Origin of the sequence: Streptomyces cavernicola (assembly GCF_029968035.1) — a bacterium.
In the GTDB taxonomy this organism is placed as follows: domain Bacteria; phylum Actinomycetota; class Actinomycetes; order Streptomycetales; family Streptomycetaceae; genus Streptomyces; species Streptomyces cavernicola.
Genome location: NZ_JASCIQ010000022.1, coordinates 87,601 through 102,178, shown reverse-complemented (window position 1 = coordinate 102,178; position 14,578 = coordinate 87,601). Strand labels below are relative to the sequence as shown.

Sequence of the window (14,578 nt, the reverse complement as noted above, 5' to 3'; positions counted from 1 at the left end):
CCCCGCCCCTTCCCGAAAGCCTGCGGCGCTGGTTGCGCAGTTCCCCGCGCCCCTGAAGAACGGGGCTCCGCCCCGCCAAAACCAGCCCCTCCGGCGTTTGAGGAGCGGGGTCCGGGGCGGAGCACCGAAGCTGTCCGCAGGACTTTCGGGAAGGGGCGGGGTGGGGAAGGATCAAGCGTCGGCCGACGCCGCCGCCAGGATTCGGCTCGCCACCGCAGGGGAGTCCACCAGCGGGTGCAGGGCGAGAGCCCTGAGTGCTGCCTCGCGGTCCTTGAAGAGGGCGGCCTCCACCGTGGCCCGTTCCACCGCCTTCAGCTGCAGCATGAGCCCCAACTCCGCCTCCCCGAGCGGAGCGCACGGCAGCGGGCGGGCCCCCCGCGCATCCACCTCGCACACCGTCTCCACGATCGCGTCGTCCGGCAGCGCAGGCACCGTACCGGCGTTCCTGACGTTCAGAATCAGCCGCGCACCCTCGCCGGAGGCGATCGCCCGCATCAGGGTGAGCGCGACCCGGTCGTAGCCGCCGCCGTCCAGGTCGCAGGAGTCGCGCTGCCAGCCGCCGGTCGCCGCGCGGCTGTCCGCCATGTACGTCTCCTCGCGCTCCAGGCGCGTCGCCTCCCACAACTCGTGGGCGCGGTCCGGGTGTTCGGCCGCGCGGGCGAAGAACTCGCCCTGCTGGTGGTCGAGGAACTCGCCGCGTGTCTCCTCGGCGGTGCGCACCGCGTCGAGGGTCTCGCGGCGGAAGTAGTAGTAGTGCAGGTACTCGTTGGGGAGCGCGCCGAGCGCCCGCAGCCACTCCGTACCGAAGAGCTTGCCCTCCTCGAAGGAGGCGAGGGCCGTGGCGTCCGCGAGCAGCCCGGGGAGCAGGTCGCGGCCGTCCGGGGCCGTCAACGACCGCAGCCAGCCGAGGTGGTTGAGGCCCACGTAGTCGTACGACACCGTGTCCGGGTCGGCGCCCGCGGCGCGCGCCGCGCGGCGTACCAGGCCGACGGGGGAGTCGCAGATGCCGATGACGCGGTCGCCGAGGACGGAGGCCATGGCCTCGGTCACCGTGCCCGCGGGGTTGGTGAAGTTGATGACCCACGCGTCGGGGGCCACCGCCGCCACCCGCTCCGCGATGTGCAGGGCCACGGGCACCGTGCGAAGCCCGTACAGGACGCCGCCCGCGCCGACCGTCTCCTGCCCGAGCACGCCCTCCGCCAGCGGCACCCGCTCGTCGTGGACGCGGCCCGCGGTGCCGCCGACGCGGATCGCGGAGAACACGAAGTCCGCGCCGCGCAGCGCGTCGTCGAGCCCCTCGGCGACCCGCACGCGCGGGCCCGCGGGCAGTCCCGCGAGGACCGAGCGGATCACGCCGAGCCGCACCGGATCCGTGTCGTACAGGGTGAGTTCCGTGATCTCGCTGCCCACCAGGGCGCCGTACACGAGTGGCACCCGGAATCCGCCGCCACCGAGAATCGTCAGCCTCATGCGGCGGAAGCTACCTCATGCGCCCGCGCCGCTGTGCCGCTGTGCCGCTGTACCTCGACCCGACAGAGTCACCGCGCGTGCACCGGCGTTCCGGTCCCGTCGGGCGGCGGTGATGCACACTGGCCTGACCTGCACGCACCATGTACGGGGAGCGCGCGAAGGACGCGGGAGCGCACGGTGAGTCTCGACGAACAGACGGTGAACGGCGGTCGCGAGGACGGCAGTCGCGAGGACGGCGGTCGCAAGGACGGCGCCCGGCTCGACCACAGGGCCTGCCTCGACCCGCTCGCGGCGGTGCGCAGGCCGGGCGACCCGGCGTGCGACGTGTTCCTCACCGGCACCGTCTTCCTCGACATCATCTTCACCGGCCTCGACTCGGCGCCCGTGCGCGGCACCGAGTCCTGGGCCAGGGGCATGGGCTCCAGCCCCGGCGGCGTCGCCAACATGGCCACCGCCCTGTCCCGCCTCGGCCTGCGCACCTCGCTCGCCGCGGCCTTCGGCGACGACCACTACGGCGAGTACTGCTGGGACGCCCTGGAGAAGGGCGAGGGCATCGACCTCGCGCCGTCGCGCACCGTGCCCGGCTGGCACTCCCCGGTGACCGTGTCCCTCGCGTACGAGGGCGAGCGGACGATGATCTCGCACGGGCACGAGGCGCCACCGCCGCAGGAGCCCGCCCCGGAGACGCCGCCACGCGCGCGTGCCGCCGTCGCATCCCTGGCGCCGGGCGCGAGTGAGGAGTGGGTCGCGAAGGCGGCGGCGCGCGGCACCCGGGTCTTCGCGGACGTCGGCTGGGACGAGACCGGCCGCTGGGACCTGGCCGCCCTGCCCGACCTGCGGCACTGCGAGGCGTTCCTGCCGAACGCCGAGGAGGCCATGCGCTACACGGGCACGTCCTGCCCGCGCGCCGCCGCCCGCGCGCTCACCGAGCACGTGCCGGTCGCCGTCGTCACCCTCGGTGCCGAGGGCGCGTACGCGGTGGACGGGCGCACGGGCGAGACCGCCGAGGTGCCCGCGATCGAGGTGGAGGCGCTCGACCCGACCGGTGCGGGCGACGTGTTCGTGGCGGGCTTCGTCACCGGCACCCTGGCCGGCTGGCCGCTCGCCGACCGGCTCGCCTTCGCCGGGCTCACGGCGGCCCTGTCGGTGCAGGAGTTCGGCGGCTCCCTCTCGGCCCCCGGCTGGGTCGAGGTGTCGGCGTGGTGGCGGCATGTGCAGTCGTACGACGACCAGGAGCCTGCGGCGCTCAGGCGGTACGCGTTCCTCGACGGGATGCTGCCCGAGGTGGTCCGGCCGTGGCCGCTGCGGCGTGCGGTGCCGACGATCGGGTTCGGGGCGCGGTAGACGACCGGGTTCGCGGCGCGTCGGCGGGCGTTCGCCGCGTCCGCCGGGGAACGGGCGGTCGAAAAACTTCTCGGTGTTGTCGGTGCACGGACGTACTCTTGTAGCACCAGAAGCAGTCGCGCGGCGTCAGCCCCGCATCGAGGAGGACGAGCAGGCCACAGAGCCGGCCCATGACTCAGACACCGACAGCTCAGACCCCCGCGCAGGGGCAGGCACGAGCCCACTTCTCCGTACCGGCGAAGCACCCGATGGTGACCGTTCTGGGTTCGGGAGACGCCCTCCTGCGCGTGATCGAGAAGGCATTCCCGGCGGCCGACATCCACGTCCGGGGCAACGAGATCAGCGCCGTGGGCGACAGCGCCGAAGTCGCCCTGATCCAGCGCCTGTTCGACGAGATGATGCTGGTGCTCCGCACCGGACAGCCGATGACGGAGGACGCAGTGGAACGCTCGATCGCCATGCTCAGGGCGGGCGAGAACGGCGAAGGGCCGGAGGAGACCCCGGCCGAGGTGCTCACGCAGAACATCCTCTCGTCGCGCGGCCGCACGATCCGCCCCAAGACGCTCAACCAGAAGCGGTACGTCGACGCGATCGACAAGCACACGATCGTGTTCGGCATCGGCCCCGCCGGCACCGGCAAGACGTACCTGGCGATGGCCAAGGCCGTGCAGGCGCTGCAGTCGAAGCAGGTCAACCGCATCATCCTGACCCGCCCCGCCGTCGAGGCCGGTGAGCGCCTCGGCTTCCTGCCCGGCACGCTCTACGAGAAGATCGACCCGTATCTCCGCCCGCTCTACGACGCGCTGCACGACATGCTCGACCCCGACTCCATCCCGCGCCTCATGGCGGCCGGGACGATCGAGGTCGCGCCGCTCGCGTACATGCGCGGACGCACGCTCAACGACGCGTTCATCATTCTCGACGAGGCGCAGAACACCAGCCCCGAGCAGATGAAGATGTTCCTTACCCGGCTCGGCTTCGACTCGAAGATCGTCATCACCGGTGACGTCACGCAGGTCGACCTGCCCGGCGGCACCAAGTCCGGTCTCCGCCAGGTCCAGGACATCCTGGACGGCGTCGACGACGTCCACTTCTCCCGTCTCACGTCGCACGACGTCGTCCGGCACAAGTTGGTGGGCCGTATCGTCGACGCGTACGAGAAGTACGACAGCGAGAACGGCACGGAGAACGGGACGAACAAGCCGCCCCGTCGCCGCCACGGGAAGTAGCGAGAAAACAGGCACATGTCGATCGACGTCAACAACGAGTCCGGCACCGAGGTCGACGAGCAGGCGATCCTCGACATCGCCCGCTACGCGCTCGCGCGGATGCGCATCCACCCGCTCTCCGAACTCTCGGTGATCGTCGTGGACACCGAGGCGATGGAGCAGCTGCACATCCAGTGGATGGACCTGCATGGTCCGACGGACGTCATGTCCTTCCCGATGGACGAGCTGCGCCCGCCGGGCCGGGACGACGAGGCCGCGGAGCCCCCGCAGGGACTCCTCGGCGACATCGTGCTCTGCCCCGAGGTCGCCAAGCGGCAGGGCGAGGAGGCCGAGACGGGGCACTCCATGGACGAGGAGCTGCAGCTCCTCACCGTCCACGGCGTGCTCCACCTCCTCGGGTACGACCACGAGGAGCCGGACGAGAAGGCCGAGATGTTCGGCCTGCAGTCCGCGATCGTCGACGGCTGGCGCGCGGAGAAGGGCCTCACAGGTCCCTCCCCGGCGCCCACCGTGTCGTGAGCGCCTCACTGGTCCTCGGCGCCGTCCTGCTGGTCGTCGTCGCGTGGCTCGCCTCCTGCGCGGAGGCGGGCCTCGCGCGTATGTCCAGCTTCCGTGCCGAGGAGGCCGTGCGCTCCGGGCGGCGCGGCAGCGCCAAGCTCGCCCAGGTCACGGCGGACCCGACGCGCTATCTGAACGTCGCGCTGCTCGTCCGCGTGGCCTGCGAGATGGCCGCCGCGGCCCTCGTCACGTACGCCTGCCTGCAGGAGTTCACCGAGACGTGGGAGGCGCTCGCCGTCGCCATCGGCGTGATGGTGCTCGTCTCGTACGTAGCGGTGGGCGTCTCGCCGCGCACGATCGGCCGCCAGCACCCGCTCAACACGGCGACGGCCGCGGCGTACGTCCTGCTGCCGCTCGCCCGGATCATGGGCCCGATCCCGCCGCTCCTGATCCTCCTCGGCAACGCGCTCACGCCCGGAAAGGGCTTCAGGCGCGGCCCGTTCGCCTCCGAGGCGGAGCTGCGCGCGATGGTCGACCTGGCCGAGAAGGAGTCCCTGATCGAGGACGAGGAGCGCCGCATGGTGCACTCCGTCTTCGAGCTCGGCGACACCCTCGTACGCGAGGTGATGGTGCCGCGCACGGACCTGATCGTGATCGAGCGGTTCAAGACGATCCGGCAGGCCCTCACGCTCGCCCTGCGCTCTGGTTTCTCGCGCATCCCGGTCACCGGGGAGAGCGAGGACGACGTCGTCGGGATCGTGTACCTGAAGGACCTCGCGCGCAAGACGCACATCAGCAGGGACGCCGAGTCGGAGCTGGTGTCCACGGCGATGCGGCCCGCGTCGTTCGTGCCCGACACCAAGAACGCCGGTGACCTGCTGCGCGAGATGCAGCAGGAGCGCAACCACGTCGCGGTCGTCATCGACGAGTACGGCGGCACGGCCGGCATCGTCACGATCGAGGACATCCTGGAGGAGATCGTCGGCGAGATCACCGACGAGTACGACCGGGAGCTCCCGCCCGTCGAACCCCTCGGCGAGGACACCTACCGGGTCACGGCCCGGCTCGACATCGGCGACCTCGGCGAGCTGTACGGCATCGAGGAGTTCGACGACGAGGACGTGGAGACGGTCGGCGGGCTGCTCGCGAAGGCGCTCGGGCGCGTGCCGATCGCGGGGGCGACGACGGTGGTGGAGCTGCCGGACGGGCGCGGACTGCGGCTCACCGCGGAGGCCGCGGCGGGGCGGCGGAACCGGATCGCGACGGTCCTTGTGGAGCCTTCGGCTCCGTCGGGCGAGGTGGAGTGAGGTGGAGTGAGGTGGAGTGAGCCAGTGACTCCGGCTGAACTCCGGGCGTTCTGCCTGTCGTTCAACGCGGCGACGGAGGAGTTTCCGTTTCCGCGCAATCCTGAGCTGTCCACGTTCAAGGTGCTCGGGAAGATCTTCGCGTTCAGCGCGCTGGAGGAGCGGCCGTTGAAAGTCGCGCTCAAGGCTGAGCCGGAGATCGCGGTGCGGTTGCGGGAGGAGTATCCCGGGGTGATCGTGCCGGGGTACCACCTGAACAAGCGGCACTGGAACACCGTGACGGTGGGCGAGTTGTCCGCTCGCGCGGTGCGGGAGCTGGTGGAGGATTCGTACGACCTGGTGGTGGCGGGGTTGCCGAAGGCGGAGCGCTTGCGGCTCGACCGGGGTTAGGTCTCATTTCCGGCTGCGGCACCGTCGTGGCTGGTCGCGCAGTTCCCCGCGCCCCTTTCGGGGCTCGTATGCTCACTGCATGAGCGAAAATGCCCTCGGTCCCGAGGACCGCAAGATCGTCACCCTCGCCCGCTCCGCCCGTGCCCGCAACGGAGTGCCGGAGGGCGCGGCCGTACGGGACGAGACGGGCCGTACGTACGTCGCCGGCAGCGTCGCCCTCGACTCGCTGCAGCTGAGCGCGCTGCGCACCGCCGTCGCCATGGCCGTGGCCAGCGGCGCCAAGTCGCTCGAAGCGGCGGCCGTCGTCAGCGAGGCCGGGGCCGTCTCCGACGAGGACCGCGCCGCTGTGCGGGACCTGGGCGGCGCCGAGACGCCGGTGCTCCTGGCCGGGCTCGACGGCGAGGTCGTCGCCACGGTCAGCGCGGGCTGAAGCAGGCTGCAGCAGGCTGAAAACGTACGCACACGGAGGGCGGCCGGTTTCCGGCCGCCCTCCGCCGCGTTCTCGCCAAAGCTGAACAGTTTTCCCAAGTCGCTTAAGAATCAATGGACTTGGCCTTGCCTTCACCGGTCTCTCGCGCCTCAATGGACCCAGCTCTTCGACGGTCCGTCAGTAAGCGCGCGCACAGCACCTGACCAGCTCACCCCCACGAGCTCCCCACGAACGGGAAGGTGAACGATGAAGCGCAGCAGCAACCGCAGCACGAGCAGAGCCCTCGGCGTCGCACTCGCCACGGGCTCCCTGGCCCTCGCCGGGTTCGTCCTGGCGCCCGGCGCCGCCGCCGTCGCCCCCGGCACCGCCACCTCCAAGGCCGACTGCGGCATCTACGGCGGCGGTTCGGTCACCCTGACCGCCACCCAGAGCGGGACCAGCGCCACCATCACCGTCACCTCGTCGGAGATCACCACGCCGATCGCCGTCGAGGCCAACTCCGTCCAGTCGACGCTCACCCTCACCAAGGCGGGCGGCGGCACGACGACGTTCAGCGGCAAGAGCAACCCGGCCATGGAGGCCGGCGGCGGGGTCGACTCCGGGCCCCTCACCGGCACCGTCGCCTCCGGCGACTCCCTCGACCACCCGGGCTCGCTCAAGCTCGTGGTCTCGGGCATCACCGTGACCTGCAACTCCACCGAGGGACTCGCACCCGGACCGTTCGTCTTCGACTGACCGGAGACAGCTGAAGGTAGCGGGCGGACTTCCCCCGCCGGCCGGGTCGTGAGGCCCGGTCGGCGTCCGTTCCCGCATCGGGGACAATGGTCGCCATGAGTGCACCTTCCCCGGCCGAGTCCGAGCCCCAGGCCACCGACCACCGCGCAGGCTTCGCCTGCTTCGTCGGACGGCCGAACGCGGGCAAGTCGACCCTGACCAACGCCCTCGTCGGTACGAAGGTCGCCATCACCTCCAACCGTCCGCAGACCACTCGGCACACGGTCCGCGGCATCGTGCACCGCCCCGACGCCCAGCTGATCCTGGTCGACACCCCCGGCCTGCACAAGCCGCGCACCCTGCTCGGCGAGCGGCTCAACGACGTGGTGCGGACCACCTGGGCCGAGGTCGACGTGATCGGCTTCTGCCTGCCGGCCAACGAGAAGCTGGGCCCCGGCGACCGTTTCATCGCCAAGGAACTCGCGTCGATCAAGAAGACGCCGAAGATCGCCATCGTGACCAAGACCGACCTGGTCGACTCCAAGCAGCTCGCCGAGCAGCTCATCGCGATCGACCAGCTCGGCAAGGAGCTCGGCATCGAGTGGGCCGAGATCGTGCCGGTCTCCGCGGTGGGTGAGAAGCAGGTCGACCTGCTCGCCGAGCTGATCACGCCGCTGCTCCCGAAGAGCCCGCCGCTCTACCCGGAGGGCGACCTCACGGACGAGCCGGAGCAGGTCATGGTCGCCGAGCTGATCCGTGAGGCCGCGCTCGAAGGAGTACGGGACGAGCTGCCGCACTCCATCGCCGTGGTCGTCGAGGAGATGCTGCCCCGCGAGGACCGCCCGGCGGACAAGCCGCTGCTCGACATCCACGCGTTCGTCTACATCGAGCGGCCCAGCCAGAAGGGGATCATCATCGGCCCCAAGGGCAAGCGGCTGAAGGAGGTCGGCATGAAGTCCCGCAAGCACATCGAGGCGCTGCTCGGCACGCCGGTCTTCCTCGACCTGCACGTCAAGGTCGCCAAGGACTGGCAGCGCGACCCCAAGCAGCTCAGGAAGCTCGGGTTCTGAGGTCGACCGCTCCTTGCCCGGCAACGGGGCTCGCTCGATCGCCCTCCGGGCTCGTCCTCAATCGCCGGACGGGCTGAGTTGGGCCCGCAGTCTCAATCGCCGGACGGGCTGAATTTCTGGTCCCGCAGTGCCTGGCGCAGCCATGCGTACGACGCCTTCGGGGTGCGCTCAAGCGTGTCGTAGTCCACGTGCACCAGGCCGAAGCGCCGGCGGTAGCCCTCGGCCCACTCGAAGTTGTCGAGCAGCGACCAGACGAAGTAGCCGCGTACGTCGACGCCCGCCGCCAACGCCCGGTGCAGGGCGCGCAGATGGCCGTCCAGGAAGGCGATGCGCTCCTGGTCGTCCAGTCCCTCGTACGAGCAGCCGTTCTCGGTGATCAGCAGGGGCGGGAGCCGGTCGCCGTAGCGGGCGCGGAAGTCCAGGAGGAGTTCGGCGAAGGCATCCGGGACCACCGGCCAGCCGAAGTCGGTGCGCGGGAAGCCCTCGATCTCCCTCGGCGCGAAGGGGAGTTCGGGCGGGAAGGGCACGCCGGAGAACTCCCCGGGGCCGGTGCCGGGCGCGCCCACCATGGTCGGCTGGTAGTAGTTCACGCCGTACCGGTCGAGGGGCGCGGAGATCACCTTCAGGTCCGCGTCCAGGCCGGGGGAGTCGAGGAGCTCGGCGATGCCGTCGGGGTAGCGGCCGAGCAGCAGCGGGTCGGCGAAGAGCCGGTTGAGGAGCAGGTCGTAGAAGTCGGCGGCCTCGCGGTCGGCGGGCTCGTCGGAGGCGGCCCAGGTGGGGCCGTGCGAGTTGGCGATGCCGATGTCGGCGGCGCCGGCCGCGCGCAGCGCCTGCACGGCGAGGCCGTGGGCGAGCAGCTGGTGGTGGGCGACGGGCAGCGCGTCGAAGAGCATCCGGTGTCCGGGGGCGTGCTCGCCGAGCGCGTGTCCGAGCAGGGTGTGCTCGGCGGGTTCGTTGAGGGTGATCCAGGTCGGCACCCGGTCCCCGATCCGCTCCGCCACGACGGCCGCGTACTGTGCGAACCGCTCGGCCATGTCGCGCCGCCGCCAGCCGCCCGCCTCCTCCAGGACGAGCGGGGTGTCCCAGTGGAACAGGGTCGGCACGGGGCGCACGCCCGCGGCGCACAGCTCGTCGACGAGCCGGTCGTAGAAGTCCAGGCCGCGCTCGCTGACCTGGCCCGCGCCGGTGGGCTGCACCCGGGGCCAGGAGACGGAGAAGCGGTACGCGCCGACGCCGAGGTCGCGGATCAGGGCGACGTCCTCGCGGTAGCGGTGGTAGTGGTCGCAGGCCACGTCGGCGGTCGAGCCGTCCTTCACGCGTCCCGGCGTGGCCGAGAAGGAGTCCCACACGGAGCGGCCGCGCAGGTCTACGGCGCCTTCGATCTGGTGGGCGGAGGTCGAGACGCCCCAGAGGAAGTCCTCGGGGAAGCGGGGGAGTGCGGTGCCGGGGCCGTTGCTGCTCGGGCCGGTGTGCGTGCCGGTGCTCGCGCTGACTGCCATGCGCGGGATCATGCGTACCCGCGAGTACGGTGTCAACGGGTAGAGGCGGGTGGGTTGTTGGATCTCTCCACCCGCCTCCCCCGTACGGGTCCGGCAGCGGCGACTAGGAGCCTTCCTTGAGCACCCGGGAGATCAGCTTGCGCTGGTCGTCCGTGAGCCGCGGGTCGGAGCAGTGGACGGTGTGGCCGTCGACGGTGATCTGGTAGCAGAACCCGTCCGGCACCCCCACCGGAGGGGTGTCCCTGCCCTCGGCCACGGCGTGCTCGGCCAGGGCCCGCCAGTCCTCGGCGTCGGGCAGGTCGGACGTGTCGATCGTGGCGTTCCGCTCGATGCCGCCGAAGCCGCCGGTGCGCTTGACGTGAATACGCATGGTCCCTGTCTACTCCCTCGGAGCCGGTCCGGAAACCGGAGTCAGGCGGTCGGCACGCCGACCTGGGACCAGGCCTTGAGGACCGCCTCGTGCTCGTCGCCCTCGCCGTAGAGCTCCGCGGTCTTGTCGACCGTGGCCTTGGCGAAGTCGGCGAAGGTGCAGTCGGTGGCGAGGTCGCCGCCGGTCAGCACGTCGTACCAGATCTGCCCGGCGCGCTCCCAGGCGTTGCCGCCGAGGCGGGTGGCGAGCAGGTAGAAGGCGCGGTTGGGGATGCCGGAGTTGATGTGCACGCCGCCGTTGTCCTGCTCGGTGTCGACGTAGTCGTCCATGTGGCCGGGCTGCGGGTCCTTGCCGAGGACGTCGTCGTCGTACGCCGTGCCGGGTTCCTTCATGGAGCGCAGGGCCACGCCCTGGACGTTCTCGTGCAGCAGGCCCGCGCCGATCAGCCAGTCGGCCTGGTCGGCGGTCTGGCCGAGCGTGTACTGCTTGACCAGCGAGCCGAAGACGTCGGAGACGGACTCGTTGAGCGCGCCGGACTGGCCGGAGTACGTGAGGTTCGCGGTGTACTGCGTGACGCCGTGGGTGAGCTCGTGGGCCATGACGTCGACCGGGATCGTGAAGTCGAGGAAGACCTCGCCGTCGCCGTCCCCGAACACCATCTGGTTGCCGTCCCAGAAGGCGTTTCCGTAGTTCTGGTCGTAGTGGACGGTCGCGATCAGCGGGAGGCCGTTGCCGTCGATGGAGTTGCGCTTGAAGCTCTTCAAGAACAGCTCGAACGTCGCGCCGAGCCCTGCGTAGGCGCGGTTGACGGTGGCGTCCTGGCCCGGCTCCTCGCCCTCCGAGCGGACCTTCGTGCCGGGCAGTTCCGTGCCGTTCTCGGCGTCGTGGATCGTGCGGTTCGGCTTCTCTTCGGCGGTCCCGGCGATGGTGGGGCGGGTGGTGCCGGCGGCCGTGGTCAGACGCCTGGCGCGGTTCGCCTCGTCCTGGACGAGGGTGCGGCGGGCCGCTCCGGCGACGGCCTGGTTCTCGGCCTGCGAGAGCCGGTCGAGGAGGTGCGGCGGGACGATGGTGCAGAAGACGGGCTCGTGGCCCGAACGCGTGATGTCCATGCCTCCCACCGTGGCATTGAGTGATCGTCCTGTCACCACCCGCTAGCAGGATTGGCGAATTCGAGGTAATCGTCACGTTCGAGCCGTTACCTCACCTCGGTCCCGCATACTGATACGGGTCGACGCACACCGGCCGGGCTCGGCTACTCTCCCTCACATCATGCGTTTCGGGCTGCTTCTCCTTAGCTGCCGCGGCGAGGGCCTGTAGTCGTAGGCCGACCCCCTCCCCGCGGAGTCTGGTGGTGCACGAACGACCGTCGGCCGTCCCCCGCGGACCCCACGAGGAGCCCTACGCAATGCCGAACTTCCAGCAGCCCTCCGCCATGCCGATCCACAAGTACAGCGGCTACGACGCGGTGGACATCGCGGACCGCACCTGGCCGAACAAGCGGATCACCGAGGCCCCCCGCTGGCTCTCCACGGACCTGCGCGACGGCAACCAGGCCCTGATCGACCCGATGTCGCCCGAGCGCAAGCGCCGGATGTTCGACCAGCTGGTCAAGATGGGCTACAAGGAGATCGAGGTCGGCTTCCCCGCCTCCGGCCAGACCGACTTCGACTTCGTACGTTCGATCATCGAAGAGCCAGGCGCCATCCCGGACGACGTGACGATCTCCGTCCTGACCCAGGCCCGCGAGGACCTGATCGAGCGCACGGTGGAGTCCCTGAAGGGCGCCAAGCGCGCCACGGTCCACCTGTACAACGCCACCGCGCCGGTCTTCCGCCGCGTCGTCTTCCGCGGCTCCAAGGAGCAGATCAAGCAGATCGCCGTCGACGGCACCCGCCTGGTGATGGAGTACGCGGAGAAGCTGCTGGGCCCGGAGACCACCTTCGGCTACCAGTACAGCCCCGAGATCTTCACGGACACCGAGCTGGACTTCGCCCTGGAGGTCTGCGAGGCCGTCATGGACGTCTACCAGCCGGGTCCGGGCCGCGAGATCATCCTCAACCTGCCCGCCACGGTGGAGCGTTCGACCCCGTCCACGCACGCCGACCGCTTCGAGTGGATGGGCCGCAACCTGTCCCGCCGTGAGCACGTCGTCCTGTCGGTCCACCCGCACAACGACCGCGGCACCGCCGTCGCCGCCGCCGAGCTGGCCGTGATGGCCGGCGCCGACCGCGTCGAGGGCTGCCTGTTCGGCCAGGGCGAGCGCACCGGCAACGTCGACCTGGTCACCCTGGGCATGAACCTGTTCTCGCAGGGCGTCGACCCGCAGATCGACTTCTCCGACATCGACGAGATCCGTCGCACGTGGGAGTACTGCAACCAGATGGAGGTCCACCCGCGCCACCCGTACGTGGGCGACCTGGTCTACACGTCCTTCTCCGGCTCCCACCAGGACGCCATCAAGAAGGGCTTCGACGCGATGGAGGCCGACGCCAAGACCAAGGGCGTCACCGTCGACGACATCGAGTGGGCCGTCCCGTACCTGCCGATCGACCCGAAGGACGTCGGCCGCTCCTACGAGGCCGTGATCCGCGTCAACTCGCAGTCCGGCAAGGGCGGCATCGCGTACGTCCTGAAGAACGACCACAAGCTGGACCTGCCGCGCCGTATGCAGGTCGAGTTCTCCAAGGTCATCCAGGCCAAGACCGACGCCGAGGGCGGCGAGGTCACGCCGAAGGACATCTGGAACGTCTTCCAGGACGAGTACCTGCCCAACGAGACCGACGCCGCGGCCCGTTGGGGACGCATCCAGCTGCGTTCCGGCCAGACCACGACCGACAACGACGGTGTGGACACCCTGACCGTCGACGCGGTCGTGGACGGCCAGGAGACCGCCCTGACCGGCACCGGCAACGGCCCGATCTCGGCCTTCTTCAGCGCCCTGCAGGGCATCGGCATCGACGTACGCCTGCTGGACTACCAGGAGCACACGATGAGCGAGGGCGCCTCCGCGCAGGCCGCCTCGTACATCGAGTGCGCCATCGACGACAAGGTCATGTGGGGCATCGGCATCGACGCCAACACCACGCGCGCCTCCCTGAAGGCGGTCATCTCCGCCGTCAACCGCGCGGGCCGCTAAAGGATTTACGGGCCCAGGTCGTTTCCTTCGGGTTAGGCCGGATCTGGTCGGCGGTGACTGCTGGTCGAGTTGAGCGGGGTCTGGTGCGTGCAGCTGCAAGGCGGAGGAGGGCGTCAACGCGGAGCGTTGGCAACCGACGACAACGCCGCAGATGTGCGTGCCAGGGCCCGCGCCCCCGGCAGGATCCGAAGGAGACGGCCTAGGCGTCCGGGCCCCGTCCATCTGTCCGATGGGCGGGGCCTTTTCCGTTCCGTGCGTGTTCGCCCCCGACCGGTCTTGGCCATGTGCGGTGCAAGGTGCTGACGGCACAACACCGGTGTGGCTAACATCACGTCAATACGGCGACGTTGCCGGAGTGTTACGGAGGTGCGGCGTGCTGCCAGGCCCGGGACGACGTGTCGGTGAACCACGTATCTGGGGGATCCGCACCGCGTGGACCACCGTCGGCGACGGGGAGTTCTTCTGCCCCGGCTGCGGCGGCGACCGCAACTACCGGCGGCGCACCGGCCGTCGGCGCTTCATCGTGCTCGGCCTCCCGTTGCTCGCCCGCGGCGCGGCCGGGCCCGTCGTGGAGTGCATGTCCTGCGCGCGGCACTTCGGCACGGACTGCCTGGACCATCCGACCACCGTGCGATTCTCGGCCATGCTCAGGGACGCCGTGCACACCGTCGCCCTCGCCGTCCTCACCGCGGGCGGCACCGCATCGCGCACGGCGCTCGACATCGCTGTCGGAGCGGTGCGCTCCGCCGGGTACGTCGACTGCACCGGCGACCAGTTGAGCACCCTCGTCGCCGCCCTCGCCGCGGACACCGGCCGCGTCACCACCGGCGACAGCCCCGTGGACGACGCGGGCGTCACCCTCGCCATAGAGCTCCACGAGGCCCTCGACCCGCTCGCCCCCCACCTCGCCCTCGCGGGGCGCGAGTCCATCCTCCTCCAGGCCGCCCACATCGCCCTCGCGGACGGCCCGTACACGCCCGCGGAGCGGGAGGTGCTCGTGGCGGTGGGGGGTGCGCTGACGATCTGCCCCGACGGGGTGGCCCAGGTACTGGAGTCGGCTCGTACGGCTTCGTAGTACGGCTTCGTAGTACGGCTTCGTAGTGCGGCTTCGTAGTACGGCGGCG

Annotated in this window: 14 protein-coding genes; 10 read left to right on the top strand and 4 right to left on the bottom strand. The window is 70.6% G+C overall.

Going from position 1 to position 14,578, the window contains the following annotated elements:
• Window positions 1-171: 171 nt before the first annotated feature.
• The gene (locus QIS96_RS21470) at window positions 172-1,470 is read right to left on the bottom strand and encodes a family 4 glycosyl hydrolase (protein ID WP_282544297.1); all 1,299 of its coding nucleotides are present in this window, start codon (window positions 1,468-1,470) and stop codon (window positions 172-174) included.
• Window positions 1,471-1,764: 294 nt separating this feature from the next.
• Between QIS96_RS21470 and QIS96_RS21465 the strand changes: the two genes are divergently transcribed.
• From QIS96_RS21465 to era, 8 genes are all read left to right on the top strand, one after another.
• On the top strand, window positions 1,765-2,814 hold the full coding sequence (locus tag QIS96_RS21465; protein ID WP_282544333.1) for a carbohydrate kinase family protein: 1,050 nt from the start codon (window positions 1,765-1,767) through the stop codon (window positions 2,812-2,814).
• Between the two features lie 170 nt (window positions 2,815-2,984).
• On the top strand, window positions 2,985-4,043 hold the full coding sequence (locus tag QIS96_RS21460; protein WP_282544296.1) for a PhoH family protein: 1,059 nt from the start codon (window positions 2,985-2,987) through the stop codon (window positions 4,041-4,043).
• A 15-nt stretch (window positions 4,044-4,058) separates the two neighbouring features.
• Complete coding sequence (gene ybeY, locus QIS96_RS21455) at window positions 4,059-4,562, top strand: rRNA maturation RNase YbeY (RefSeq protein WP_282544295.1); 504 nt, start codon at window positions 4,059-4,061, stop codon at window positions 4,560-4,562.
• Window positions 4,559-5,848, top strand: coding sequence for a hemolysin family protein (locus QIS96_RS21450; protein ID WP_282544294.1), 1,290 nt, complete (start codon window positions 4,559-4,561; stop codon window positions 5,846-5,848). Before ybeY ends, QIS96_RS21450 begins: the two co-directional genes overlap by 4 nt.
• A 24-nt stretch (window positions 5,849-5,872) precedes the next feature.
• Window positions 5,873-6,235: an MmcQ/YjbR family DNA-binding protein gene (locus QIS96_RS21445; protein ID WP_282544293.1), complete on the top strand. Its 363-nt coding sequence runs from the start codon at window positions 5,873-5,875 to the stop codon at window positions 6,233-6,235.
• 79 nt (window positions 6,236-6,314) lie between these two features.
• Window positions 6,315-6,665 carry a cytidine deaminase gene (locus QIS96_RS21440; RefSeq protein ID WP_282544292.1) on the top strand — a complete coding sequence of 117 codons (351 nt, stop codon included), beginning with the start codon at window positions 6,315-6,317 and terminating at the stop codon, window positions 6,663-6,665.
• Between the two features lie 246 nt (window positions 6,666-6,911).
• Entirely contained in the window at window positions 6,912-7,400 is a 489-nt protein-coding gene (locus QIS96_RS21435) for a hypothetical protein (protein ID WP_282544291.1), read from the top strand.
• Window positions 7,401-7,486: 86 nt separating this feature from the next.
• The gene (gene era, locus QIS96_RS21430) at window positions 7,487-8,449 is read left to right on the top strand and encodes a GTPase Era (RefSeq protein ID WP_282544290.1); all 963 of its coding nucleotides are present in this window, start codon (window positions 7,487-7,489) and stop codon (window positions 8,447-8,449) included.
• 92 nt (window positions 8,450-8,541) lie between these two features.
• Here era and QIS96_RS21425 read toward each other — a convergent pair whose 3' ends face one another.
• The 3 genes from QIS96_RS21425 to QIS96_RS21415 form a co-directional block, all read right to left on the bottom strand.
• The gene (locus tag QIS96_RS21425; protein WP_282544289.1) at window positions 8,542-9,948 is read right to left on the bottom strand and encodes a GH1 family beta-glucosidase; all 1,407 of its coding nucleotides are present in this window, start codon (window positions 9,946-9,948) and stop codon (window positions 8,542-8,544) included.
• A 103-nt stretch (window positions 9,949-10,051) separates the two neighbouring features.
• Window positions 10,052-10,318 carry a protealysin inhibitor emfourin gene (locus QIS96_RS21420; RefSeq protein ID WP_282544288.1) on the bottom strand — a complete coding sequence of 89 codons (267 nt, stop codon included), beginning with the start codon at window positions 10,316-10,318 and terminating at the stop codon, window positions 10,052-10,054.
• 41 nt (window positions 10,319-10,359) lie between these two features.
• Window positions 10,360-11,427 carry a M4 family metallopeptidase gene (locus QIS96_RS21415; protein ID WP_282544287.1) on the bottom strand — a complete coding sequence of 356 codons (1,068 nt, stop codon included), beginning with the start codon at window positions 11,425-11,427 and terminating at the stop codon, window positions 10,360-10,362.
• Between the two features lie 296 nt (window positions 11,428-11,723).
• On the opposite strand from QIS96_RS21415, the gene leuA reads away from it, so the two are divergent.
• Both leuA and QIS96_RS21405 read left to right on the top strand, forming a co-directional pair.
• Window positions 11,724-13,454 carry a 2-isopropylmalate synthase gene (gene leuA, locus QIS96_RS21410; RefSeq protein WP_282544286.1) on the top strand — a complete coding sequence of 577 codons (1,731 nt, stop codon included), beginning with the start codon at window positions 11,724-11,726 and terminating at the stop codon, window positions 13,452-13,454.
• Between the two features lie 373 nt (window positions 13,455-13,827).
• Window positions 13,828-14,529 carry a tellurite resistance TerB family protein gene (locus tag QIS96_RS21405; protein WP_282544285.1) on the top strand — a complete coding sequence of 234 codons (702 nt, stop codon included), beginning with the start codon at window positions 13,828-13,830 and terminating at the stop codon, window positions 14,527-14,529.
• The last annotated feature ends 49 nt before the right edge of the window (window positions 14,530-14,578 follow it).

Coding starts and splice junctions, on each gene's coding strand:
- QIS96_RS21470 (WP_282544297.1), bottom strand. CDS start 1,470: ATGAGGCTGACGATTCTCGGTGGCGGCGGATTCCGGGTGCCACTCGTG.
- QIS96_RS21460 (WP_282544296.1), top strand. CDS start 2,985: ATGACTCAGACACCGACAGCTCAGACCCCCGCGCAGGGGCAGGCACGA.
- ybeY (WP_282544295.1), top strand. CDS start 4,059: ATGTCGATCGACGTCAACAACGAGTCCGGCACCGAGGTCGACGAGCAG.
- QIS96_RS21440 (WP_282544292.1), top strand. CDS start 6,315: ATGAGCGAAAATGCCCTCGGTCCCGAGGACCGCAAGATCGTCACCCTC.
- QIS96_RS21435 (WP_282544291.1), top strand. CDS start 6,912: ATGAAGCGCAGCAGCAACCGCAGCACGAGCAGAGCCCTCGGCGTCGCA.
- era (WP_282544290.1), top strand. CDS start 7,487: ATGGTCGCCATGAGTGCACCTTCCCCGGCCGAGTCCGAGCCCCAGGCC.
- QIS96_RS21425 (WP_282544289.1), bottom strand. CDS start 9,948: ATGGCAGTCAGCGCGAGCACCGGCACGCACACCGGCCCGAGCAGCAAC.
- QIS96_RS21420 (WP_282544288.1), bottom strand. CDS start 10,318: ATGCGTATTCACGTCAAGCGCACCGGCGGCTTCGGCGGCATCGAGCGG.
- QIS96_RS21415 (WP_282544287.1), bottom strand. CDS start 11,427: ATGGACATCACGCGTTCGGGCCACGAGCCCGTCTTCTGCACCATCGTC.
- leuA (WP_282544286.1), top strand. CDS start 11,724: ATGCCGAACTTCCAGCAGCCCTCCGCCATGCCGATCCACAAGTACAGC.